At 74.0% G+C, this 22,868-nt stretch carries 23 protein-coding genes; 11 read left to right on the top strand and 12 right to left on the bottom strand.

Features of this window, described 5'->3' with window-relative positions:
• Positions 1–162: 162 nt before the first annotated feature.
• Positions 163–1,362 (top strand): PucR family transcriptional regulator, encoded by a 1,200-nt coding sequence (locus ACZ60W_RS02875; protein ID WP_469753555.1) that lies wholly within the window; start codon positions 163–165, stop codon positions 1,360–1,362.
• 111 nt (positions 1,363–1,473) lie between these two features.
• On the opposite strand, the gene ACZ60W_RS02870 is transcribed toward ACZ60W_RS02875, so the two are convergent.
• A complete protein-coding gene (locus ACZ60W_RS02870) occupies positions 1,474–2,625 on the bottom strand; it encodes a glycerate kinase (protein ID WP_469753554.1) in 1,152 nt (383 codons plus the stop codon).
• 112 nt (positions 2,626–2,737) lie between these two features.
• Between ACZ60W_RS02870 and ACZ60W_RS02865 the strand changes: the two genes are divergently transcribed.
• Entirely contained in the window at positions 2,738–4,402 is a 1,665-nt protein-coding gene (locus tag ACZ60W_RS02865; RefSeq protein ID WP_469753553.1) for a BCCT family transporter, read from the top strand.
• A 57-nt stretch (positions 4,403–4,459) separates the two neighbouring features.
• A complete protein-coding gene (locus ACZ60W_RS02860; protein ID WP_469753552.1) occupies positions 4,460–4,765 on the top strand; it encodes a hypothetical protein in 306 nt (101 codons plus the stop codon).
• Positions 4,766–4,805: 40 nt separating this feature from the next.
• On the opposite strand, the gene ACZ60W_RS02855 is transcribed toward ACZ60W_RS02860, so the two are convergent.
• The 8 genes from ACZ60W_RS02855 to ACZ60W_RS02820 all read right to left on the bottom strand — a co-directional run bounded on the left by ACZ60W_RS02855 (position 4,806) and on the right by ACZ60W_RS02820 (position 11,292).
• Positions 4,806–5,009 carry a type II toxin-antitoxin system VapB family antitoxin gene (locus ACZ60W_RS02855; RefSeq protein ID WP_366307196.1) on the bottom strand — a complete coding sequence of 68 codons (204 nt, stop codon included), beginning with the start codon at positions 5,007–5,009 and terminating at the stop codon, positions 4,806–4,808.
• Positions 5,010–5,030: 21 nt separating this feature from the next.
• Complete coding sequence (locus ACZ60W_RS02850; RefSeq protein WP_469753551.1) at positions 5,031–5,534, bottom strand: methylated-DNA--[protein]-cysteine S-methyltransferase; 504 nt, start codon at positions 5,532–5,534, stop codon at positions 5,031–5,033.
• A gap of 6 nt (positions 5,535–5,540) precedes the next feature.
• Positions 5,541–7,028, bottom strand: coding sequence for an AlkA N-terminal domain-containing protein (locus ACZ60W_RS02845; RefSeq protein ID WP_469753550.1), 1,488 nt, complete (start codon positions 7,026–7,028; stop codon positions 5,541–5,543).
• Between the two features lie 100 nt (positions 7,029–7,128).
• Positions 7,129–7,836 carry a DUF4232 domain-containing protein gene (locus tag ACZ60W_RS02840; protein WP_469753549.1) on the bottom strand — a complete coding sequence of 236 codons (708 nt, stop codon included), beginning with the start codon at positions 7,834–7,836 and terminating at the stop codon, positions 7,129–7,131.
• 85 nt (positions 7,837–7,921) lie between these two features.
• Entirely contained in the window at positions 7,922–8,542 is a 621-nt protein-coding gene (locus ACZ60W_RS02835; protein WP_469753548.1) for an L-threonylcarbamoyladenylate synthase, read from the bottom strand.
• A gap of 9 nt (positions 8,543–8,551) precedes the next feature.
• Complete coding sequence (locus ACZ60W_RS02830; RefSeq protein ID WP_469753730.1) at positions 8,552–9,955, bottom strand: phytoene desaturase family protein; 1,404 nt, start codon at positions 9,953–9,955, stop codon at positions 8,552–8,554.
• Positions 9,956–10,036: 81 nt separating this feature from the next.
• Entirely contained in the window at positions 10,037–10,873 is an 837-nt protein-coding gene (locus ACZ60W_RS02825) for an inositol monophosphatase family protein (protein WP_469753547.1), read from the bottom strand.
• Between the two features lie 86 nt (positions 10,874–10,959).
• Entirely contained in the window at positions 10,960–11,292 is a 333-nt protein-coding gene (locus ACZ60W_RS02820) for a VOC family protein (RefSeq protein ID WP_469753546.1), read from the bottom strand.
• Between the two features lie 110 nt (positions 11,293–11,402).
• Between ACZ60W_RS02820 and ACZ60W_RS02815 the strand changes: the two genes are divergently transcribed.
• A complete protein-coding gene (locus tag ACZ60W_RS02815; RefSeq protein WP_469753545.1) occupies positions 11,403–12,212 on the top strand; it encodes a serine protease in 810 nt (269 codons plus the stop codon).
• Here ACZ60W_RS02815 and ACZ60W_RS02810 read toward each other — a convergent pair.
• On the bottom strand, positions 12,166–13,734 hold the full coding sequence (locus ACZ60W_RS02810; RefSeq protein ID WP_469753544.1) for an NCS1 family nucleobase:cation symporter-1: 1,569 nt from the start codon (positions 13,732–13,734) through the stop codon (positions 12,166–12,168). The two genes, ACZ60W_RS02815 and ACZ60W_RS02810, sit on opposite strands and share 47 nt — an antisense overlap.
• A 156-nt stretch (positions 13,735–13,890) precedes the next feature.
• Complete coding sequence (locus ACZ60W_RS02805) at positions 13,891–14,595, bottom strand: substrate-binding domain-containing protein (RefSeq protein WP_469753543.1); 705 nt, start codon at positions 14,593–14,595, stop codon at positions 13,891–13,893.
• Positions 14,596–14,670: 75 nt separating this feature from the next.
• On the opposite strand from ACZ60W_RS02805, the gene ACZ60W_RS02800 reads away from it, so the two are divergent.
• The 7 genes from ACZ60W_RS02800 (at position 14,671) to ACZ60W_RS02770 (ending at position 21,743) form a co-directional block, all read left to right on the top strand.
• On the top strand, positions 14,671–15,438 hold the full coding sequence (locus ACZ60W_RS02800) for an IclR family transcriptional regulator (RefSeq protein ID WP_469753542.1): 768 nt from the start codon (positions 14,671–14,673) through the stop codon (positions 15,436–15,438).
• Between the two features lie 104 nt (positions 15,439–15,542).
• Complete coding sequence (locus tag ACZ60W_RS02795) at positions 15,543–16,757, top strand: 4-hydroxybenzoate 3-monooxygenase (protein ID WP_469753541.1); 1,215 nt, start codon at positions 15,543–15,545, stop codon at positions 16,755–16,757.
• Between the two features lie 23 nt (positions 16,758–16,780).
• Positions 16,781–17,806, top strand: coding sequence for an amidohydrolase family protein (locus tag ACZ60W_RS02790; protein WP_469753540.1), 1,026 nt, complete (start codon positions 16,781–16,783; stop codon positions 17,804–17,806).
• A gap of 15 nt (positions 17,807–17,821) precedes the next feature.
• Entirely contained in the window at positions 17,822–18,511 is a 690-nt protein-coding gene (gene ligK / locus ACZ60W_RS02785) for a 4-carboxy-4-hydroxy-2-oxoadipate aldolase/oxaloacetate decarboxylase (protein WP_469753539.1), read from the top strand.
• A 2-nt stretch (positions 18,512–18,513) separates the two neighbouring features.
• Entirely contained in the window at positions 18,514–19,446 is a 933-nt protein-coding gene (locus ACZ60W_RS02780) for an amidohydrolase family protein (protein ID WP_469753538.1), read from the top strand.
• 22 nt (positions 19,447–19,468) lie between these two features.
• Positions 19,469–20,773 (top strand): protocatechuate 4,5-dioxygenase subunit alpha, encoded by a 1,305-nt coding sequence (gene ligA / locus ACZ60W_RS02775; RefSeq protein ID WP_469753537.1) that lies wholly within the window; start codon positions 19,469–19,471, stop codon positions 20,771–20,773.
• Position 20,774: 1 nt separating this feature from the next.
• Complete coding sequence (locus ACZ60W_RS02770) at positions 20,775–21,743, top strand: Gfo/Idh/MocA family oxidoreductase (protein WP_469753536.1); 969 nt, start codon at positions 20,775–20,777, stop codon at positions 21,741–21,743.
• 102 nt (positions 21,744–21,845) lie between these two features.
• Here the strand turns inward: ACZ60W_RS02770 and ACZ60W_RS02765 are convergent, their stop codons facing one another.
• Complete coding sequence (locus ACZ60W_RS02765) at positions 21,846–22,859, bottom strand: TIGR03842 family LLM class F420-dependent oxidoreductase (RefSeq protein ID WP_469753535.1); 1,014 nt, start codon at positions 22,857–22,859, stop codon at positions 21,846–21,848.
• Positions 22,860–22,868 lie beyond the last annotated feature (9 nt).

Here is a 22,868-nt window from a genome sequence, read left to right as displayed (position 1 = left end):
CCGTTCAGTGGCGCTCACCCCAGCACCGCGCCCGACCGCCCGTCCACGTTCCGCGGCCGAAACGCTGCCGGTGACCAGCGGGCGCGGCGACGGGCTGTGCATGCGCACAACGCTGCGCGTCAGGGCTGTGCGCGGGGGGCCGCGGCGGTGGATCCTCCCGGCATGGGACGGCGCAGAAGGCGGACCGGCGACGACTGGAAGGTGCTCGCTCAGGCGTGCACGAGGCTTCTGGAGCGGGTGCCGGAGCTGGTCGACGAGCATCTACGGGAACTCCACGCCTACGAGCCCGCCTACGGGCGGATCCTCCCCTACGACCAGCACTGGCAGGAGGCGCAGGAGGCGATCCGCATCGGGATCGAGATGATCTCGGCTCCCCGCAACTCGCCCCGGCGGGATCTGGAGCACGCCGACGGGATGGGCCGGCGGCGGGCCGCGCAGGGCATGCCCCTGGAACTCGTCGTCCACGCCTACCGGCACGCAGGACACCTCGTGTGGGACGCGCTGATCGAGGGCGCCGGCACCGACACCGCGCAGCTCGCCGCCCTCATGCAGTCGGCGACCACCGTCTGGTCGGCGGTCGACGCGCAGGCCGACACGGCGTCGGAGGCGTACCGCTCGGCCGAACTGGAGCTGCGCCGCCGCACCGACGAGCAGCTCCAGGCCCTCCTCGACGCGCTCCTCCAGGGCCGGCGCTCCCCCGAGCTCGTCTCACGCGCCGCGGCCGGCCTCGACCTGCCCGAACAGGGGCGGTACGCCGTCGTCGTCCTCCGCTACGACCGGCGCGAGGAACGCGAACCGTTCCACCGGCAGGTCCAGGGCGAAGGCGTCCGGTTCCTGTGGCGCATGGGGGCCGACGGCGAACTCGGCGTCGTGGCCCTCGCCGGCGACACCGGCCTGGACGCCCTCTCCGAACTCCTCGACGGGCGGTGCCCCGGGCCCGGCGGCATCAGCCCCGTCGTCGTCGGCCTCACCGAACTCGGCCGCGCCCGCCGGCTCGCCGAGCTCGCCCTGCGCACCTGCCCGCCCGGCAGCCGCGAGATCGTCCGCCTCGACCGGCGGATGGCCGGCGCGCTCGTCGTCTCCCAGCCCGAGATGGCCGGCCTCCTCGTCTCCGACGTCCTCGGCGGGCTCCTCGAACTGGATCCCGCCGACCGGGCGGTCCTCCTGGAGACGCTCGACGCGTGGCTCGACTGCGAGGGGTCCGCGGGGCGGGCGGCCGGGCGGCTCTACTGTCACCGCAACACCGTCTTCAACCGCCTGCGGCGCCTCGAACAGCTCACGTCCCGGTCCCTGTCCCGGCCGCGGGACCTCACCGAGATGACCCTCGCGCTCGACGCTTTCCGCCTGACCCCTCAACCCTGACGGGCGGCGCCTGCGGGTGGGGTCGCGACCGCGGGGGGCGCCGTTCCGTGGTGCCCACCCTCCCCCGAGCTCTCGGCTTCGCTCAGGGGTGGGCGGGTGCCCGGGGCTGGGTCAGGTGAGGTGGTCGGTGGCGAGGGTGGCGGCGACCTGTTCGAGGAGGGGGCCGGCTTGGGGGATGGAGACCGCGGGGTCGGGTTCGAGCGCGGTGAGGGGGTAGGCACGGCGGATGCCGGCCGCGGCGAGGGCCTCGGAGGACAGGGCGAGGCGGCCGCAGACGGCGACGACGTCCTTGCCGGCGGCGCGCGCGGCGGCGGCGACGCCGGCGGGTGCCTTGCCGTGGAGGGTCTGCTCGTCGAGGGAGCCTTCGCCGGTGATGACGAGGGTGGCGCGTTCGAGGGCGGGGGCGAAGCCGAGGACCTCGAGCATGAGCTCGATGCCGGGGCGGAAGCTCGCGCCGAGGATGAGGGCGCCGTAGCCGATGCCGCCGGCGCCGCCGGCGCCGGGCGCGACGGCCGCCTCGGCCGCCTTGGGGCCGATGGCCTTCTCCAGGACGGTGGCGAAGTGGGCGAGCGCGGCGTCGAGGGTGCGGACGTCGTCGGGGGTGGCGCCCTTCTGGGGGCCGTAGACGGCGGGGGCGCCCTTGGGGCCGGTCAGCGGGTTGTCGACGTCGCTGGCGAGGATGAGGTCGACGTCCGCGAAGCGGGGGTCGAGGCCGGTGAGGTCGGCCGTGGCGAGGCCGGCGAGGGCCGCTCCGCCGGGGCCGACGAGCTCGCCGTCCGCGTCGAGGAAGCGGGCTCCGAGCGCGGCGAGCATGCCGGCGCCGCCGTCGGTGGTGGCGCTGCCGCCGACGCCGAAGACGAGGGTGGTCGCGCCGGCGTCGAGGGCCGCGCGCAGGAGCTCGCCGGAGCCGTAGGTGGTCGCGGTGAGCGGCGCGAAGACGCCGTGCGGGAGGAGCTGGAGGCCGGAGGCCTCGGCCATCTCGACGACGGCGGTGGTGCCGCGCAGCGCGTACGCGGCGGTGACCTGCTCGCCGAGCGGTCCGGTGACGCGCACCTCGCGGCGCTCGAATCCTGCCGCGACGGCCGCCGCGACGGTGCCGTCGCCGCCGTCGGCGACGGGCAGCGTCTCGACGCTGAGTCCGGGGACGACCCGTCGCAGTCCTGCTGTGACCCGCTCCGCGACCTGTACGGCGGTGAGCGAGCCCTTGAACTTGTCGGCCGCCACGAGCACGTGAGCGACCTGAGTTGCTGCTCCGTCCGTCACCTTGCATCCCTTGCTTTCGAACGTGCAGTCGCGCCGAGGCCGACCTTATCCGTACCGCCAGACGGCGTGCCACCCCCTGATGAGACGATATTCCGCACCATAGTGGGGTCGCATGAGGACGGAACCGATCGATCGGGACCCGCGCGAGCGGCACACGCCCGACGGCAGGGTCATCGGGATCGGGATGGCGGCCGTGGCGGCGGTGGTGGCCTGGGCGGCGCTGGGCGGGGACTCGTTCGACCGGGCGTCGTCGACGGCGCTGCGCTGGGTCCTGGCGAACTTCGCGTGGCTGTTCGTGGTCGCCGCGGACACGTTCCTCGTGCTGTGCGTGGTGATCGCGCTGAGCCGGTACGGACGGATCCGGCTGGGGGCGGACGACTCGGAGCCGGAGTTCACGAACCTGGCGTGGATCGCGATGATGTTCAGCGCCGGCATGGGGATCGGCCTGATGTTCTACGGGGTCGGGGAGCCGCTCCAGCACTTCCTGAGCCCGCCGCCGGCCAGCGGTGTGGAGGCGGGGACGGGCGCGGCGGCGCGCACCGCCCTGGAGTACTCGTTCTTCCACTGGACGCTGACGCCGTGGGCGATCTACGGCATCGCGGGGCTGGCGCTGGCGTACGCGGCGTTCCGCAAGGGCCGGGGGAACCAGCTGAGCTCGGCCTTCGTGCCGTTGCTGGGCGAGCGGCGGGCGGCCGGGTGGCCGGGCAAGGCGATCGATCTGCTGGCCGTGTTCGCGACCGTCTTCGGCACGGCGACGAGCCTGGGCCTCGGCGCGCTCCAGGTGTCCCAAGGGCTGAACCTGACGATGGGCGTGGAGGACTCCACGGCGACCCGGCTGATCGTCATCACGGCCTTGTCGGCGGCCTTCGTGCTGTCGGCGTTCTCGGGGCTCAACAAGGGCGTGAAGTGGCTGTCGACGCTGAACATCGTCCTCGCCGCGTGCCTGATGGTGTTCGTCTTCCTGCTGGGTCCGACCGTGTACGTCCTGGACACCGTCCCGGCGTCCCTGGGCGGCTATCTGCACCAGCTGCTGCCGATGGCGAGCCGTACGGGCGCGTTCACCGACCGCGACTGGCTGGGGGCATGGACGATCTTCTACTGGGCCTGGTGGCTGTCGTGGGCGCCGTTCGTGGGCACCTTCATCGCCCGGATCTCGCGGGGCCGGACGATCCGGGAGTTCCTGATGGGCGTGCTGCTGGTGCCGTCGGGGGCGACGGTGGTGTGGTTCTGCGTGATGGGCGGCACGGCGATCCGGCTGGAGTCGACGGGGGCCGCCGACCTCGCGACGGCGGTGCGGGACGGGGCGGAGGCGTCGCTGTTCGCGATGCTGGAGGCGCTGCCGGTCGGGTCGGTGACGTCGGTCGTGGCGATGGTGCTGGTGATGACGTACTTCGTGACGAGCGCGGACTCGGCCTCGCTGGTGATGGGTTCGCTGACGAGCCGCGGCTCGCTGCACCCGCCGACCTGGCTCGTGGTGACCTGGGGCGTGCTGATGGCGGCCGTGGCGGCGGTGCTGCTGGTGGTGGGCGGTCTGGACTCGCTCCAGACGGCGACGATCCTGGTGGCGCTGCCGTTCGTGGTGGTCATGCTGGTGCTGTGCTTCGCGCTCCTGAAGGAGCTGCGGGAGGACCCGGGGGCGGGCCCGGCCCGGCACCACGCCCTGCACGGGCTGCGGGACGCGGTGCGGACGCTGGTCGGGGAGGCCCTGACCGAGCAGGGCGGCGGGCGCCGGCCCCGGACCGGGGCCGGCGCGGAGCCGCCCGAGGGCGGTGCCTGAGAGGTCCTGACGGACGCGGGGCTCGCGGACCGGATCCCGGGCGGCTGGACGGGCCGGATGGCGGGCAACCTGCTCGGCAAGCGGGTGGAGCGCGGGGACCACCGGACCCGGGGGCACATCGGCGGCTCTCCGCGGCTGACCAACGCGCTGGCGCTGACGGACCACCTGCCGCCCCCGCCGCCGGACGCGGCGGGCTTCGCGCCGCGCCCGGCGTGGCCGCGGCGCGAGCGGGCGGCGGCGATTCCGCCGCGGTGGTCGGAGCCGCTGCGCGACCGGATGCGCGGCGCGGTGTTCGGGTTCGACGGCGTGGGGATCGGCGAACCGGCGGAACGGACCGTGCGGTTGGCTCGGTCGGCCGGGTGACGGCCGGGGCGGCCCGGCCGGTGCCGGTCCGCCCCGCGCGTCAGCCCTGCTGGGGTTCCGGCGGGACGATCTCACCCGTGCGGTGCGGCTCGTCCCGGCTGACGGCCCTGGCCTCCGTGCGGTGGCCGCGGGCGATGTAGTCGCGCACGACGGCCTCGACGGCGTCCTGCGGGTTGCCGATACCCGCGAGGACCATGACTTCCACCACGAGTTCCGCGTCGAGCGCGATGTTCACCTTGGCCATGCCGGGAACCTAACACCCCGCTCAGAACAGCGCGTCCGGTTCGCCCGCGCCCGACTCGAAGGCGAGGAGGCGCTGCTTGCGGTCGAGGCCGCCGCCGTAGCCGGTGAGGCTGCCGCCGGCACCGATCACCCGGTGGCAGGGGACGATGATGCCGACGGGGTTCTTCCCGTTGGCGAGGCCCACGGCCCGGGAGGCGCCGGGGCTGCCGAGTTCCTCGGCGAGTTGGCCGTAGGTCCGGGTCTCCCCGTACGGGATGTGGATCAGCCGGTCCCAGACCTTGCGCTGGAACGGGGTACCCACGAGGTTCAACGGCAGGTCGAAGGTGGTGAGTTCACCGGCGAAGTAGGCGTCGAGCTGGCGGACGACCTCGCCGAACGGGCGCGGGTCGGGGTCGCCGAAGGTCTCCTCGGACGGGCGGTGGCGCTGACCGGTCATGTGGAGGCGGCTGAGGACGCCGTCCAGGGCGACGAGGGTCAGCGGCTCGTACGGGCTGTCCACGACGGTGTGGACGACGGTGGGGGCCATGACGGTTCAGTGTCCTTCGCTGGGCAGGTGGTTCACGGGGTGGTCGTCGGTCGCCCAGAGGTACTGGACGGCGTAGGCGCGCCACGGGCGCCAGTGGGCGGCGCGGGCGGTGAGCGCGCCGGGGCTGCCGGGCAGGCCCATGCCCTCGGCGGCGCGGCGGACGCCGAGGTCGCCGGGGAGGAAGGCGTCGGGGTCCCCGAGGGCCCGCATGGCGATGATCTCGGTGGTCCAGGGGCCGAAGCCGGGCAGGGCGAGCAGCCGGGCGCGGGTCTCCTCGCGGTCCTCGGCGGGGCCGAGGGCGAGCGAGCCGTCGGCGAGGGCGCGGACCAGGGTGAGGAGGGTGGCGCGGCGGCTGCGCGGCAGCGCGAGGGTCTCGGGGTCGACGTCGGCGAGCGCCTCGGGGTCGGGGAAGAGGTGGGTGAGGCCGCCCTCGGGGTCGTCGACCGGGACGCCGTGCGCGGTGACGAGCCGGGCGGCGTGGGTGCGGGCGGCGGCCGTGGAGACCTGCTGGCCGAGGACGGCCCGTACGGCGAACTCGGCGGGGTCGACGCTGCCGGGCACCCGGCGGCCGGGCGCCGCGTCGACGAGCGGCGCGAGCAGCGGGTCGGCACGCAGCCGCTCGTCGACGGCGACGGGGTCGGCGTCGAGGTCGAGGAGACGGCGGCAGCGGCTGATCGCGTGGGCGAGGTCGCGCGGGTCGGTGAGGGAGAGCCGGCAGGCGATGTGGTCGGCGCGCGGGGAGAGGGCGACGATGCCGTGCCCGTACGGGAGGCTCAGCGTCCGGCGGTAGGCGCCGTCGCGCCACTCCTCGACGCCGGGGATGCCGGTCGCGGCGAGGTGGCCGAAGAGGTTGGAGGGCTCCAGGGGCGCGCGGAACGGCAGCCGGAGGCTTATCACGCCCGGGGTGGCGGGCGGTCCGGCCGGGGAGGAGCGGGCGGCCCGGGCGCGGAGTTCGCCGGGGGTGAGGGCGAAGACCTCACGGACGGTGTCGTTGAAGCTGCGGATCGAGGAGAAGCCGGCCGCGAAGGCGACCTGTCCCAGCGGCATCGGGGTCGTCTCGATGAGCACGCGGGCGGTCTGGGCGCGCTGCGCGCGGGCGAGGGCGAGCGGTCCGGCGCCCAGTTCCGCGAGGAGCTGGCGCTCGATCTGGCGGGTCGACCAGCCGAGGCGCCGGGCGAGACCGGGCACGCCCTCGCGGTCGACGACGCCGTCCTGGATGAGGCGCATGGCGCGGGCGACGGCGTCGGCCCGGACGTTCCACTCGGGCGAGCCGGGGCTCGTGTCGGGCCTGCACCGCTTGCAGGCCCGGAAGCCGGCCCGCTGGCAGGAGGCCGCGCTGGGGTGGAACTCCATGTTCCGCGGCTTGGGCGGGACGACGGGGCAGCTGGGCCGGCAGTAGATCCGGGTGGTGAGGACGGCCGTGAAGAACACGCCGTCGAAGCGGGCGTCCTTCGACTGGACGGCCTGCACGCAGCGCTCGGTGTCGGTGTGCATGCTTCCAGGATCGGGGACGGACGGCCGTCGGGCTGGCGAAAAAACGACATGGCCGTCCGCCCTCGCGCGGACCGGGGGCGCCGGGGCGGGCGCGGCCGGGTCAGCTGCCGCCGACGGGGCCGACGTACGAGCCGGGGTGGGTGGCGCCGTCCTGGAGCAGCACCGAGGAGAAGTCCCAGGTCAGCGTGGTCGAGCGGGTCTCGCCGGGCGGGGTGACGACGAGCCGCTTCGGGGTGAGCTCGACGCCGGTGCCCTCTGCGTACGACTGGTAGGTGAGGGTGAAGGTCGTCGTGGCGCCGGGCTTCAGGGTGACCAGGCGGGGCGCCCGGGAGGTCTGGCGGGGCAGCGACCAGGTGGTGTCGCCGACGAGGTCGACGCCCGGGTAACCCTTGAGGGTGCAGGGGGCGCCGCTCTTGTTGGTGAGCTCGACGACCACCGCGCCTTCTTCGCCGACGGCCTGGGCGCCGCTGCCGGGCGCGACCGCGAAGCCGAGTCCGGCGGTGCGGCAGGGCCGGGCCGACGCCGGGGCGCCGGACTCCGTCGCGGTGCCTCCGGAGGCCGTGCCGCCCGAACCGCCGGTGTCCCCTCCGGTGCTTCCGCCCGTGCTTCCCGAGGCGGACGGGTCGCCGCCCGACGAGGGTCCGCCGCCGGCGTCCGACGCGGAGGGTGCCGGGGCCGTGGTCGCGGCCGGGGTCGAGCCGCCGCTCGCCGAGCCCGAGGTCGTGGCGCCGGAGCAGCCCGTCAGGGCGAGGCCGCAGACGAGCGCGGCGGCGGGCAGGGCGGACGTGCGAAGGCGACGCCTGGACATGGTGGAACTCCCCCGTCGTGGTGCCGTGTCGGAACGGCACAGGATCACATGCCGGGACGCGGCCCGGCCGGCCGGCGCGCCCGTGCTACTCGAACCGCGTGGTGTCTCCCGCCCCGCGGCGCACGATCTCGGGCTCGCCACTGGAGAAGTCGACGACGGTGGTCGGTTCGGTTCCGCATTCGCCGGAATCGAGGACGGCGTCGACCTGGTGGTCCAGCCGCTCCTTGATCTCCCAGCCCTGGGTCAGCGGCTCGGCCTCGTCGGGCAGGAGCAGGGTGCTGGACAGCAGCGGCTCGCCGAGCTCGGCGAGAAGGGCCTGGGTGACGACGTGGTCGGGGATGCGCACGCCGACCGTCTTCTTCTTGGGGTGCTGCAGCTGGCGCGGCACCTCCTTGGTGGCGGGCAGGATGAAGGTGTAGGCGCCGGGGGTCGCGGCCTTGACCGCGCGGAAGACGTCGTTGTCGATGTGCACGAGCTGGCCCAGCTGGGCGAAGTTCTGGCACATGAGCGTGAAGTGGTGCCGGTCGTCGAGGTCGCGGATCGCGCGGATGCGGCCGATGCCGTCGCGGCTGCCGAGCCGGCTGCCCAGCGCGTAGCAGGAGTCGGTGGGGTACGCGACGAGCGCGCCGTCGCGGATGCTGTCGGCCACCGCGGCGATCGTGCGGGGCTGGGGGTTGTCGGGGTGGACGTCGAAGTACTTGGCCATGGGGGGAGTCTATTTTCGCAGCCGCCGCCACACGGCCTTCGCCGCGTTGTGCCCGGACATGCCGTGGACCCCGGGGCCGGGCGGGGTGGCGGAGGAGCAGAGGAAGACCGCCGGGTGCGGGGTGGCGTAGGGGCGCAGCGAGAGGGTGGGGCGCAGCAGGAGCTGGAGGCCGCGGGCGGCGCCGCAGGCGATGTCGCCGCCGACGTAGTTGGCGTTGCGGGCGGCGAGTTCGGGCGGTCCCGCGGTGGCGCGGGCCAGGACGCGGTCGCGGAAGCCGGGGGCGAAGCGCTCGATCTGACGCTCGATCGCCTCGGTGAGGTCGCCGGTCCAGCCGTGGGGCACGTGGCCGTACGCCCAGAAGACGTGCTTGCCCTCGGGCGCGCGGGAGGGGTCGACGAGGCTGGGCTGGGCGGTGATGAGGAAGGGGGCGGCGGGGGCGGTGCCGGAGGACGCCTCGCGCAGCGCGGTGCCGATCTCGCCGGCGGTGGGGCCGATCTGGACGGTGCCGGCCCGGCGGGCCTCCTCGGCGGTCCACGGGACGGGGCCGTCGAGGGCGTAGTCGATCTTGAAGACGCTCGCGCCGTAGCGGTAGTGGTCGTAGTGCCCGCCGAAGCCGGCGATCCGGGCGAGGGCGGTGGGCGAGGTGTCGAAGACGTAGGCCCGGGCCGGCGGCAGGTCGTCGAGGCGCTTGACCTCGAAGTCGGTGTGGACGGCGCCGCCGAGGTCCTTGAGGTACGCGGTGAGGGCGTCGGAGAGGGACTGCGAGCCGCCCCGGGGCATGGGCCAGCCCCCGGCGTGCGCGGCGAGCGCGAAGACCAGGCCGACGGCGCCGGTCGCGAAGCCGCCGAGCGGGGCGATGACGTGGCCGACGAGGCCGGCGAAGAGGGCGCGGGCCTTCTCGTCGCGGAACCGGCGCATCAGCCAGGTGGACGGGGGCAGGCCGGCGAGGCCGAAGCGGGCGAGGGTCACCGGGTCGCGGGGCAGCGCGGTGAGCGGGAGCTGCATGAAGTCCCGCGCCAACGTGTCCCACTTGCCGGTGAAGGGGGCGACGAGCCGGCGGTACGCCCCGGCGTCGCGCGGCCCGAACGAGGCGGCGGTCTCGGCGACGGAGCGGGCGAGGACGGCGGCGGTGCCGTCGTCCCAGGGGTGGGCCATGGGCAGTTCGGGGTGGAGCCACTCCAGGCCGTACCGGTCGAGCGGCATGGTCCGGAAGACCGGCGAACCGGCCCCGAGGGGGTGGACGGCGGAGCAGGGGTCGTGCAGGAACCCGGGGAGGGTGAGCTCCTCGGTCCTGGCTCCGCCGCCGACGGTAGGCTCGGCCTCGAACACGGCCACGGAGAAGCCGCGCCGGGCCAACTCGACGGCGGCGGTGAGTCCGTTGGGCCCCGCCCCCACGACGACGGCATCGAGCATCGACGTCTCGTTCGTCACCTTCGGACTCCTTCGTCAGCCGATGGCCAAGGCTCCCAGGATAGGCCGGTGGTCCGGCCTGGCTCACCGACCCCCGAGGAGTCCCCTGATCCGCTCGGCGGTGGCCGCGTCCCGGGCCGCGGTGAACGGCAGGGCGTTGCCCCCGGTGATCCGGAACGGCTCCCCCGCGATCGTCGTGTCGGCGCCGCCCGCCTCGGCGACCAGGAGCAGCCCGGCCGCGTGGTCCCAGGCGTACTCCCAGGTGAACGCGGTGGCGTCGAGGGCGCCGCGGGCCACGGCGAGGTATTCGAGTCCGGCGGAGCCGCAGGGGCGGCGCCGCACCCCCTCGGTGTCGAGGCCGAGCAGCGCCTTCTGCTGGTCGGGGGTGGTGTAGTCGGGGTGGGAGGTGGCGACCTCGACGACCGCGCCGGGGGCGGGCGAGCCGGAGCGCAGGGGCCGTCCGTCGAGGGTGGCGCCGCGGCCGCGCACGGCGACGGCCATCTCGTCGAGGGCGGGGGCGAAGGTCCAGGAGGCCAGGACCTCGCCGTGGTGGGCGAGGGCGACGAGCGTGCAGAAGGCCGGGTCGCCGTGGACGAACTGGCGGGTGCCGTCGACGGGGTCGACGATCCACACCGGGGCGTCGCCGCGCAGCGCGTCGTAGACGGTCGGGTCGGCGTGGACGGCCTCCTCGCCGACGACGACGGAGCCGGGGAGGAGGGCGGTCAGGGAGGCGGTGAGGTGGGCCTCGGCGGCCCGGTCGGCGACGGTGACCAGGTCGTGCGGTCCGTTCTTCTCGACGATGTCCTCGGCGGCGAGCTGCCGGAAGCGTGGCGTGATCTCGGCGGCGGCCGCCTTGCGGACCGCCTCCTCCACCTCGTCCGTACCGCCGTCGAGGACGTGCTCAAGGAAGTCTCCGATCATGTCCCCCAGCTAAGCACGCGGGACTGACGACCGGGATGTCGCTCCCGTCACCCGCCGTTCGCCCGGTGGTCGCCGGGGCGCCGGGTTCACCGTTCGGGGGTGAGGGACTCCAGGCGGTTCCCGAGGCAGTCGTTCATGTGGAAGCGCCGGTGGCCGGGGAAGTCCGCGTCCCAGGTGATCTCCACGCCGCGTGCGGTGAGCCGCCCCGCGAGGCCGTCGAGGTCGGCGACCAGGATGCCGGGGTGTCCCTTGCGGGCCGGCCGTAAGTCCTCCTCCACGCCGAGGTGGATCTCCAGGGCGTCGAGGCGCAGGGGCAGTGCGTCCTGACGCCGTTCCGTGTGGCCGTCCCCCTCCTGCGGGTGCCGGGCCGCCGCCCGGACCGGGTCACCGTACGCGCCGGGGCCCGTGACCGCGCGCACCCCCGGTCGTTGACGACCCGGCGGGCCGGGTCGGGCTGCGCGGACGGGCAGAGGAAACGTCTCCGCACCCCCCGGGCCCGGGACGACGCGGCCGAGGGTTCGGAGGGTTCATGGGATGGGCGAGGAAGCTCGCGGCGACGGTGGCGGGCGCGGTGGCGGCCCTCTGGCCCCTCGGGCCCGTGCCGGCGCACGCGATCGTGGGCGGGCAGGAGGCGCGGCCGCACCAGTACCCGTACATGGCGGGGCTCCTGGACCGGGAGGAAGGCCGGGTGATGTGCGGCGGGGCTCTGATCACCGAGCGGTACGTCCTCACCGCGGCCCACTGCCTGACGGGCTCGTACGCCGACACCGCGCGCGTGGGGGTGCTCCTCGGCGACCACGACCTGTCGTCGGCGTCGGACAGTCCGGGCGCCGTGCTCGCCGCCCCGGCCCGCTTCGCCGTCCACCCGGACTACGACCCCGGGACCCAGGTGAACGACATCGCGCTGATCCGGCTCGCGGAGCCGGTCGCGTACCGCGACGGCGTGAGACCGGTCGGACTGCCGGTCTCCTTCTCCCCCACCGCCTTCGACCACACGCGCGTGGAGGCGACGGGCTGGGGCGCCACCTCCTTCGACGGCCCCCGGTCCGACGTCCTGCGGACCGTGGACCTCACCACGATGAGCACCGCGACCTGCGTGGAACGCGGGATGAGCCGGGCGACCTCGGCCCAGCTCTGCACCTGGGCGCCCGGCCGGGACACCTGCCTCTTCGACTCCGGCGGGCCCCTCGTCCACCGGGAGGGCGGGCGGCCCTACCTGGTGGGCCTCGTCTCGTACGGGCGGGGGTGCGCCACCGACACCCCCGCCGTGAACACCCGCGTGGGCGCGTACCTCAGCTGGATCGAGCGGACGATCGGGCGGCTCCCCCGCGCCTCATGAGGGCGGTGTACAGGAGCAGGGAGGCCGCGAGACCGACGGCCCAGCCGTAGTCGGCGAGGGGCTTGAGGAAGGGGATCAGGCCGTCCTCGGGGAACGGGCCCGTGCCGGGCGCCGAGTGGGAACCGCCGACGGCGAGGACCCCGCCGACCGCGAAGGCGAGGACGGCGGCCGGGTTCCACCCGCCCCGGTACCGGTAGGGGCCGTCGGCGCGGTAGAGACCGGCCAGGTCGAGGACGGTGCGGCGGACGATCCAGTAGTCGGCGATGAGGATGCCCGCGACCGTGCCGAGGAGGCCGCCGACCAGGCCGAGCCACGTGAAGATGTACAGCTCGGGGGTGGCGGTCAGCTTCCACGGCATGATGAGGACACCGACGACCCCCGTGACGAGGGCTCCGGTCCGGAAGTCCACCAGCTTCGGGGCGAGGTGGGCGAGGTCGTACGCCGGGGAGACGACGTTGGCGGCGATGTTCACCGACAGGGTCGCGACGAGGACCGTGACGAGGGCGAAGAGCAGCCCGAAGACGTTGTCCGTCTTGGCGGCCAGCGCCACCGGGTCCCAGACCGGCGCCCCGTACACGGCCTGCGAGCCGGAGGTCACGAGCACCGAGAGCAGCGCGAACAGGGTCATGGTGGTGGGCAGGCCGAGGGTCTGGCCCCACACCTGGGCGCGCTGCCCGGCGCCGAAGCGGGTGAAGTCCGGGATGTTGAGGCTGAGCGTGGCCCAGAAGGCGATCATGCCCATCAGGGCCGGGAAGAAGACGGGCCAGAAGTCGGCGCCCCAGCCGAGCCGGGACGGCTGGTCGAGGAGCGGGCCGAGGCCGCCGGCCTTGGCGGTGATCCAGACGAGCAGGGCGAGCGCGCCGACGATGACGAACGGCGCCGCCCAGTTCTCGAAGCGGCGCAGGGCGTCCATGCCCCGGTGGATGACGGCGAGTTCGAGGGCCCAGAAGAGGACGAAGCACAGCCACAGCGTCCACGGCCGGCCCCCGATCGGCGACGCGTCGGCCCACGCGCCGCCGAAGACCTTGTCCAGCAGGACGAAGACGCCCTGGCCGCCGATCCAGGTCTGGATGCCGAACCAGGCGCAGGCGACCCCGGCGCGGATCAGGGCGGGCAGGTTGGCGCCCCGCATCCCGAAGGAGGCCCGGGCCAGCACCGGGAACGGGATGCCGTACTTGGGTCCCGCGTGTCCGGTGAGCAGCATCGGCAGCAGGACGACGACGTTGGCGAGGGCGATGGTGAGGACGGCCTGCTTCCAGTCCATGCCGAGGGCGACGAGTCCGGAGGCGAGCATCCAGGAGGGGATGTTGTGCGCCATGCCGACCCAGAGGGCGGCGAAGTTGTACGTGGTCCAGCGGCGTTCGGCCAGCGGGACGGGGAGCAGGTCGTCGTTGACGAAACGGGGGTCGGCGGGGGCGGCGCCGGGCGCGAGCTCGGCCCGGCCGTCGTGGCCCCCGGGCGCGCCCTGGGCTGCCGGACTTCCGGAGCCCCCGGGTCTTCCTGCGGGTGTGGTCGCGGTCATGGACGGAACCCTTCGTTCGGGGAACGGGAACGAGGCCGTGCGGGCGTGGGGTTCTTGACCGTGGGGAGTCTCGTCCTGGGGGACAGAGGCGTCAAGGGAGGTGACGCCTTGCGGACGGTTCATCGGTGCGCCCGCCGCCGGGCGGGGCCTCCGGCGTCACGCGGAGGCGTCTCCGGCCGGTCGCATGCCCCGGGCGCGGGCGGTCCGTGACGCCTCGTCGGAGCCGAGGAGGGCGAGGACCGCGCGGGCGCGGTCGGGCCGCGCGGAGGAGGCGAGGACGCCGCCGGCGAAGACCGAGCTGATCGCGGCGTCGCCCGGGAGGGGGCCGACCACGACGACACCCGGCAGGTCCATCAGCTCGCTGTGCTGCTGGAACGCCAGGCCGGCGCGGCCGGACGAGAGCAGGCTGCCGGCCGGCACGCCGGGCGGCGCCTGGAGGAGCCGGTCGCGCAGCGTGCCGGCGAGCTCCAGGCGGCCGATCAGTTCGGTGAGCGCGGTGCCGCTGGGGCCCGTCGAGTAGGCGATCGCGTCGGCGGCGAGCAGGGCGGCCCGCAGGTCGGACTCCGAGCCGAGGGCCGGGACCGGCGCGCCCGCCGGCACGGCGGCGACGACCTGGGAGACCCACAGCGGCCGCGTGCTGCCCGCGAGGACGTGGCCCTCGCGCTCCAGGGCGGTCAGCGCGCCTTCCGCGAGGACGACCAGGTCGGCCCCGGCGCCCTCGCGGACGCGCCGCGCGATCTCGACCCCGCCGCCGGCGTCGAAGCGCACGGGGATCCCGTGCGCGAGCCGGATGTGCGCGGACAGCTCGGCGAGCACCGGCCGGGTGGCCATCGAGGACAGCCCGGAGATCTCTTCTTCCACATCGCCTCCTTGGTGTGCGGCAGATGGTACGGCCGGCGGACGGGCGCCCCGACGGGGGTCTGCGAGACTGGCGGGGTGAGCACTACCCGGAGCACGGCGGCCGGAAAGGTCCTGGAGGTCCTCTCGGCCTTCGACCGCGACCACCCCTCGCAGACCCTGTCGGAGATCGCGCAGCGTACGGGTCTGGCCGTGAGCACCACGCACCGGGTGCTCGCGGAGCTGGCGGCCTGGGGGGCGCTGGAGCGGGACGAGGACGGCTCCTGGCACGTGGGACTGCGGCTGTGGGAGATCGCCTCGGGGTGCCCTAGGACGCAGATCCTGCGCGACGTGGCGCTGCCGTTCATGCAGGACCTGTACGAGGCGACCCACGAGAACGTCCAGCTCGCGGTGCGCGAGGGCACGGAACTGGTGTTCGTGGAGCGGATCGCGGGGCACCGCTCGGTGGAGCTGCTGACGGGGGTCGGGACCCGTTTCCCCGTCGGGTCCACCGGCATGGGGCGGGTGCTGCTGGCGCACGCGCCGCGGGACATCCAGGAGGAGGTCCTCGACTCGCCGCAGCGGGCGTGGACCCCGCACACCGTCACGGATCCGAGGACGCTGCGGACGCAGCTGGACCGCATCCGGCGCGAGCAGGTCTTCGTCAGCGACCGGCAGTTGTCGGAGAGCACGGTGGCGGTGGCCGCGCCGGTGCGGATCGGCCGGACCGGACCGGTGAGCGCCGCGCTGGGGATCGTGCTCACCGCGCAGGACTCGGGCCGGGCCCGCGGGCTGCGCGAGCCGCTGCTGCGGGCGGCGTACGGGATCTCCGACGAGCTCGGCAGGCGCACCCGCACGACGGGATGAGCGCGAGCTCCGTTTCCGCCTGACGGAAACGCCGCAGACCGGCCGCCGGGCAGGCTGTCACCGTTCGAGCAGTTCGCAACGGAGACAGCTGCTTGGGAGATGCCATGGCCGACACCCCCGTCGACTCCATCGCCACGGTTCCGGTCGCGGTCGTGGGTGCCGGGCCGGCGGGACTCATGCTGGCGCACCTGCTCGGCCGCGCCGGAGTCGACACGATCGTCGTCGACACCCGCACCCGCCACGAGATCGAGACGACCCAGCGGGCCGGCATCCTGGAGGCCGACGCCGCCCGGGACCTGGTCGAGACCGGGGTGTCGGACCGCATCCTGCGCGAGGGGTACGAGCACGAGGGCGTCGAGCTGCGGTCGGCCGGGCGTTCGCACCGCGTCGACTTCAAGGAGCTCGTCGGCGCCTCCGTCTGGCTCTACCCGCAGACCGACGTCTTCGCCGACCTCGCCGACGCCCGTGAACGCGACGGCGGCACCGTGCACTTCGGGGTGCGCGACACCGAGGTCCTCGACGTCGCGACCACCGCCCCGCGGGTCCGCTACACCGCGCCCGACGGCGCCCGCCACGAGATCCGGGCGCGGTACGTCGTCGGCGCCGACGGGTCCCGCGGCACGTGCCGGGACCTCGTGCCGGAGGACCGGCGGACCCGGTACGGCAAGGAGTACCCCTTCGCCTGGTTCGGCATCCTCGCCGAGGCGCCGACGAGCGCGCCCGAGCTGGTCTACGCCCACTCCGAGCACGGCTTCGCGCTGATCAGCCAGCGCACCGAGACCGTGCAGCGCATGTACTTCCAGTGCTCCCCCGACGAGTCCCCCGACGACTGGTCCGACGACCGCGTCTGGGAGACCCTCCAGGCGCGGGTGGCCGGCGAGGACGGCTTCCGGCTGAAGGAGGGGCCGATCACCGAGAAGACGGTGCTGCGGTTCCGCTCCTTCGTGCAGGAGCCGATGCGCTGGGGCTCGCTGATCCTGGTCGGCGACGCCGCGCACACGGTGCCGCCGACCGGGGCCCGCGGGCTAAACCTGGCGCTGCACGACGTGAAGGTCCTCTCCGACGTGCTGCCGCGGGCGCTCGGCGCCGCAGGCGACCCCGCGCTCGACGCCTACCAGCCGCGGGCCCTCCGGCGCATCTGGCGGGCGCAGCACTTCTCGTCCTGGATGACCCGGCTGCTCCACACCGAGCCCGGCGGCTCGGCGTTCGACCTGCGTCGGCAGCTCGGCGAACTCGACAACGTGGTGGGCACGCGCGCCGGACGCGCCTACCTGGCCGAGCAGTACACCGGCTGGCCGACCCGCGGCCCCCGCCCCTGACCCGGACGATTGCGAGCCCTCCCATGATCATCGATTGTCACGGTCACTTCACCACCGCCCCGCCGCAGCTGGCCGCCTGGCGCGACCGGCAGATCGCGGCGGCCGCCGGCCGCGGCCCCGTCCCCGACCCCGCCGAACTGGTCATCGGCGACGACGACCTGCGCGCGGCGATCGAGCCCAACCAGCTGCGCCTGATGGACGAGCGCGGCAGCGACCTCACGGTCTTCTCGCCGCGCGCCAGCTTCATGGCCCACCACATCGGGGACTTCGCCGTCTCCTCGGTGTGGGCGCGGATCTGCAACGACCTGGTCCACCGGGTCGCCGGCCTCTACCCCGACCGGTTCGCGGTGGGCGCGATGCTGCCGCAGTCCCCGGGCGTCGACCCGGCGACCTGCCTGCCCGAACTGCGCCGCGCCGTCGAGGAGCTGGGCGCGGTCACGGTGAACCTCAACCCCGACCCGTCGGGCGGCCACTGGACCGCGCCGCCGCTGACGGACCGCAGCTGGTACCCGCTCTACGAGGCGATGGTCGCGTACGACGTCCCCGCGATGATCCACGTCAGCACCTCGTGCAACCCGGCGTTCCACACCACCGGCGCGCACTACCTGAACGCCGACACCACGGCGTTCATGCAGCTCGTCCAGGGCGACCTGTTCGCCGACTTCCCGACACTGCGGTTCGTGATCCCGCACGGCGGCGGGGCCGTGCCGTACCACTGGGGCCGGTTCCGCGGCCTGGCGATGGCGCTGGGCCGGCCGGACCCGGAGACGCTGCTGGACAACGTCTTCTTCGACACCTGCGTCTACCACCAGCCCGGCGTCGACCTGCTGACCCGGGTCGTCCCCAGCCGGTCCGTGCTGTTCGCCAGCGAGATGATCGGAGCGGTCCGGGACGTCGACCCGCACTCCGGTCACTCCTTCGACGACACCCGGCGGTACGTGGACGCCACCCCGCACCTGTCGGCCGAGGAGCGTGCCGCCGTCTACTCCGGCAACGCCCTGCGCGTCTACCCCCGACTCGCCGCCCGCCTCGCCGCGGCCGGCCGCTGACCCCAGGAGGCCACGATGGAACACACCGAGATCGGCGTCGTCCACACGAAGATCGACCGGGCCGAACCGGAGGCCGTCGCCGCGCTGTCGGCGTTCGGCGTCGCCACCGTCCACGAGGCCATGGGCCGCGTGGGGCTGATGCGCCCCTACCTGCGCCCGGTGTACCCGAAGGCCCGGATGTGCGGCACGGCGGTGACCGTGCTCCTCCAGCCCGGCGACAACTGGATGCTGCACGTCGCCGCCGAGCAGATCCAGGAGGGCGACGTCGTCGTCGCGGCCTGCACGACCGAGAGCGAGGACGGCTTCTTCGGCGAGCTGCTCGCCACCTCCTTCCGCGCCCGGGGCTGCCGGGGCCTGGTCATCGACGGCGGGGTCCGCGACGTCGCCGACCTGGAGGGGATGGACTTCCCCGTCTTCTCCCGCGCGGTCCACGCCAAGGGCACGGTCAAGGCCACCCTCGGCTCCGTCAACACCCCCGTGGTCTGCGCGAACGCCCTGGTGCGGCCCGGTGACGTGATCGTCGCCGACGCCGACGGCGTCGTGGTGGTCCCGCGGGAGCGGGCCGCCGAGGTGGCCGCCGCGTCCGCCGCGCGCGAGGCCGCCGAGGAGGGCAAACGGGCCCGCTTCCGGGCGGGCGCGCTCGGCCTGGACCTGTACGGCATGCGCGGCCCGCTGGCCGAGCTCGGACTGCGGTACGAGGACTGACGATGACGACGGACTTCGAGAAGACCCCCGGCTGGCTCGACTGGTACACCGGTCCGAGCCGGCCGGAGCTCCGGCTCCCGCAGGGCGCCGTCGACGCGCACTGCCACGTCTTCGGCCCCGGCGCCGTGTTCCCGTACGCGCCGGAGCGCAAGTACACGCCCTGCGACGCCTCCCGGGAGCAGCTGTTCGCGCTCCGCGACCACCTCGGCTTCGCCCGGAACGTCGTGGTGCAGGCCACCTGTCACGGCTCCGACAACTCCGCCATGGTCGACGCGCTGCGCGCCTCCGGCGGACGGGCCCGGGGCGTCGCGACGCTGCGCCCGGACGTCACGGACGCGCAGGTGCGCGAGCTGCACGAGGCGGGCGTCCGCGGGGTGCGGTTCGCCTTCGTCCGGCGGCTGGTGGACGCGGCGCCGGAGCAGGACCTGCGGGACGTCGTCGCACGGATCGCGCCCTACGGCTGGCACGTCGTCGTCTACTTCGAGGCGGCGGACCTCCCCGGTCTGCGGGACTTCCTGCTGTCGATCCCGGTGCCGCTGGTCGTCGACCACATGGGGCGGCCGGACACCGCGAAGGACCCCCGGGGCGAGGACTTCGAGGCGTTCCTGGACTTCCTGCGGGCCCGGCCCGACATCTGGTGCAAGGTGACGTGTCCGGAACGGCTGTCGGCCGCCGGACCGCCGGCCCTCGACGGGGAGCGGGCCGCCTACCGCGACGTCGTCCCCTTCGCCCGGCGCGTGGTCGAGGAGTTCCCCGACCGGGTCCTGTGGGGCACCGACTGGCCCCACCCCAACCTCACCGACCACATGCCCGACGACGGGCTGCTCGTCGACTTCGTCCCGCACATCGCCCCGACACCGGAGCTGCGGCGGCGGCTGCTCGTCGACAACCCGATGCGCCTGTACTGGCCCGACGTCGCCCCCGACGTCTCCTGACCACCTCGATCGGAGCACCGGCATGGCGCTGGACAAGACCTACAAGCTGGTTCCGGGGACGACGATCTTCGACTCCGAGCAGTCGGCCAAGGGATACCACCTCAACCAGTTCTGCATGTCCCTGATGACCGCGGAGAACCGCGCGAGCTACCTCGCCGACGAGCGTGCCTACCTGGACGCGTGGCCGCTGCGGGAGGAGCAGAAGCAGGCGCTGCTCGACCGTGACCTGAACGCGGCGATGCGCGAGGGAGGCAACATCTACTTCCTCGCCAAGTGGGGCGCCACGCTGGGCTTCTCGTTCCAGCAGATGGCCGGCTCGATGACGGGGATGACCGAGCAGGAGTACCGCGACATGATGGCCCGCGGGGGCCGCCCGGTCGAGGGCAACCGGATCGACCACGCCGTCCTCGAAGCGGCGCACGCCCCGGCGGCCCCGGCGGAGCACGCCGAGATCACCGCTGCCGTCTTCACCTCGCACGTGCCGGCGATCGGCGCCGCGCTGGACCACGGCAAGACCGGGGAGCCTTACTGGCGGCCGGTCTTCGACGGGTACGCGTACTCCCGGGAGTGGGAGCGGGAGAACGTCCCCGACGTCGTCTTCCTGGTCTACAACGACCACGCCAGCGCCTTCGACCAGTCGATGATCCCGACCTTCGTGCTGGGCACCGGTGCCGCCTACCCCACCGCCGACGAGGGGTACGGGCCCCGCCCCGTCCCCGGCATCGAGGGCGACCCCGACCTGGCGGCGCACATCGCGCACGCGCTCATCCGGGACGACTTCGACCTCACCCTCGTCAACGAGATGGCCGTCGACCACGGCCTGACCGTGCCGCTGTCGCTGATGTTCGGCGACGTCGACAGGTGGCCGTGCAAGGTCATCCCGTTCCACGTCAACGTGGTGCAGTACCCGGTTCCCTCGGGCGCCCGGTGCTTCGCGCTCGGACGGGCCCTGCGCAGGGCGATCGAGTCCTACGACCGGCCGCTGAAGGTCCAGGTGTGGGGCACCGGCGGCATGAGCCACCAGCTCCAGGGGCCGCGGGCCGGCCTGATCAACCGGGAGTGGGACAACGCCTTCCTCGACCGGCTCGTCGAGGACCCGGCGGGCCTCGCCGAGGTGCCGCACCTGGAGTACGTCGAGGAGGCCGGCTCGGAGGGCATCGAGCTGGTCATGTGGCTGATAGCCCGCGGGGCGATGAGCGACGTCGACGGTTCCGGCGAGGTCGGGCTCAAGCACCGCTTCTACCATGTGCCCGCGTCCAACACCGCCGTCGGGCACCTGATCCTGGAAAACCGCCCGCGGGCCGACGAGCCCGCCGTGAAGGAGTGACATGACCGACAACCGGACCCTGAGGATCGCCCTGGCCGGCGGCGGCGCCTTCGGTGCCAAGCACGCGGCCGCCCTGCGCCGGATCGACGGCGTCGAGGTGACCGCCGTGGTGAGCAGCACCCTGGAGCGCGCGCGGAAGTTCGCCGCCGAGCAGGGCGTGGGCCGCGCCGCGGCCTCCCTGGACGAGGTGCTGGCCATGGACGACGTCGACGCCGTCGTCCTGGCCACGCCCACGCCGATGCACGCCGAGCAGACGCTGGCCTGCCTCGCCGCGGGCAAGCACGTCCAGGTCGAGATCCCGGTCGCCGCCTCCCTCGCGGACGCCGAGGCGTGCCTGGCGGCGCAGGAGCGGACCGGGCTCGTCGCCATGGCGGGCCACACCCGGCGCTTCAACCCCAGCCACCAGTGGGTGCGGCGGCGGATCGAGGCCGGCACGTTCGGCATCCAGCAGATGGACGTGCAGACGTACTTCTTCCGCCGGAAGAACCTCAACGCGCTGGGCGAGCCGCGCTCCTGGACCGACCACCTGCTGTGGCACCACGCCGCCCACACCGTCGACCTGTTCGCCTACCAGACCGGCTCGCCGATCGTGCAGGCCAACGCCCTGCAGGGTCCGATCCACCCCGAGCTGGGCATCGCGATGGACATGTCGATCCAGCTGCGGGCGGCGAACGGCGCGCTCTGCACGCTGTCGCTGTCGTTCAACAACGACGGCCCGCTGGGCACGTTCTTCCGGTACATCGGCGACACCGGCACCTACCTCGCCCGCTACGACGACCTGTTCACCGGCAAGGACGAGCCGGTCGACGTCAGCGGCGTCGACGTGTCGATGGACGGCATCGAGCTCCAGGACCGCGAGTTCGTCGCCGCGATCCGCGAGGGCCGCGAGCCGAACTCCTCCCTCGCCCAGGTGCTGGACTGCTACCGGACGCTGGCCTCCCTCGAGGAGCAGCTGAACGCCGGCGCGTGAGCGCCGTGCCGCAGACGCCGCGGGCCGCCGAACGGCTGCTCCTGGCCGCCGTGGAGATGGCTGTCACGCTCCTCGTGGGTCGGGCCTGCGGCGGGCGTGGGGTCAGGAGAAGAGCGGGATGACGGACGTGCCGTAGGCGTCGATGGTGCCTTCGCGGTTGTCGTGCATGTCGTAGACGGCGAACTGGTCGACGCCGAGGTCCTGGAGATGGCGGAGTCTGGCGACGTGGGCGTCGGCGGGGCCGAGGAGGCAGAAGCGGTCGACGATGTCGTCGGGGACGAAGGTGGTGTCGGGGTTGTCGGCCCGGCCGTGGTGGCTGTAGTCGTAGCCCTGACGGTTCTTGATGTAGGCGGTGAGCTCCTCGGGCACCATGCCGGAGTGCTCGCCGTACTTGGTCACGAGGTCGGCGACGTGGTTGCCGACCATACCGCCGAACCAGCGGCACTGGTCGCGGGCGTGGGCCAGGGCCTCCGGGGAGTCGTCGGCCGTGACGTAGGCGGGGGCGGCGACGCAGATGGTGAGGGCGTCGGGGTCGCGTCCGGCGTCGGCGGCGGCCTGGCGGACCGCCTTGACCATCCACTCGGTGAGGAACGGGTCGGCGAGCTGGAGGATGAACCCGTCGGCCTTCTGTCCGGCGAGGGCGAGCGCCTTGGGGCCGTACGCGGCCATCCACACCGGCAGCTTTCCGTTCCGCACCCAGGGCAGGTGGATCGGGCTGCCGTCCACGGACGCCTCGCGGCCCTCGGCGAGGTCGCGGATGACGTCGATGGCCTCGCCGAGCCGGGCGAGTGTGTTGGGCCTGCGGCCGGCGACGCGCATGGCGGAGTCGCCGCGGCCGATGCCGCAGACGGTGCGGTTGCCGAACATGTCGTTCAGGGTCGCGAAGGTGGAGGCCGTCACCTCCCACGTCCGGGTCCCCGGGTTGGTCACCATCGGTCCGACGTGGAGCTTGGTGGTGTGCTCCAGGATCCGGCTGTAGATGACGAAGGGCTCCTGCCAGAGCACGGCCGAGTCGAAGGTCCAGCCGTAGCGGAAGCCGTTGCGCTCCGCCCGGCGCATCAGTCCGACGACCTCCGAGGCGGGCGGGTCGGTCTGCAGGACGAGTCCGAAGTCCAACGTCGATCT

Source organism: Streptomyces sp. NPDC104202, from assembly GCF_055584185.1.
The sequence above is the reverse complement of the archived record's forward strand: the minus strand, read 5'-3'. Positions and strand labels throughout refer to the sequence as shown.